Annotated in this window: 2 protein-coding genes; both read right to left on the reverse strand. The window is 46.0% G+C overall.

The genetic code is table 11. The annotated features are described in order from the left end of the window. Positions 1-263, reverse strand: a 263-nt coding sequence (locus R7O13_RS24700; RefSeq protein WP_318304913.1) for a DUF2780 domain-containing protein, incomplete at its 3' end; no start/stop codon positions are given. A 139-nt stretch (positions 264-402) separates the two neighbouring features. After that, positions 403-1,003: FKBP-type peptidyl-prolyl cis-trans isomerase (locus tag R7O13_RS24705; protein WP_318304914.1), on the reverse strand; the 601-nt coding region annotated here is incomplete at its 5' end.

Consider the following 1,003-nt stretch of genomic DNA (forward strand, 5'->3'; position numbering starts at 1 on the left):
TGCAATTCCGTGCTGTTTTGTTGAGACAGTTGGCTTTGAGCAAGTGCAATTAGGGCACTGCTGCCACCTGCAGCTTGTTCTGTCGAAACTGGTAGCTGACTCGTTAGTAGCTCAGTAAGAGGTGAAGATTCTGCATTTAGGCCTTGGCTTACCATATCCATAAGACCATTTTTGCTGCTCTTATCTACGACAGTGTCCAAAAACGCATGTGCGCTGCCAATATTCACTGATAGGAGAGCTAAAGTTAGGAGAGTTTTACGCATAGTACCTCCGACGGTTGAGCGATTTAACTTATTTGTTGTATTTATTTTTTGAAGGTCATTTGACTGACAACTTCTATTATTTTATAAAAAAAGCGGCGCTAATGCGCCGCTTTATGTAGGTCATTGAGAAAAGTCTCAATTATAGAATGTCTAGTAGCTCAACTTCGAATACTAGTGCTGCGAATGGAGGGATTGCAGCGCCTGCGCCACGTTCACCGTACGCAAGGTCTTGTGGGATGTATAGTTTCCACTTAGAACCTACAGGCATTAGTTGTAGAGCTTCAACCCAACCTTTAATTACGCCAGTTACTGGGAACTCAGCTGGTTGGCCGCGAGATACAGAGCTGTCGAATACTGTGCCGTCTGTTAGTTCACCGTGGTAGTGAACACGTACAGATTTAGCAGCTGTTGGGATTTGGCCAGTGGCTGCATTGAGGAGTTCGTACTGTAGGCCAGATTCAAGAACATTAACTTCTGGACGTAGAGCGTTGTCTTTTAGGAACGCTTCACCATCAGCTGCTGCTGCTTTAGCTGCTTCTTGACGAGCTGCTTCTGCGCGAGTGTGTAGCTCTTGCAGTGCATTGTTGATTTCGTCAATTTCAATTGATGGCATTTCGCCAGTCAATGCTGTTGCGATACCCGCAGCGATAGCGTCAACGCTAAGGCCTTCAAGACCAGAGCCAGCTAGTTGCTGACCCATTTGCAGACCAATGCCGTAGCTTGCTTTTTGTTCTGCAGTT

This window comes from Vibrio sp. Y176, from assembly GCF_033438945.1.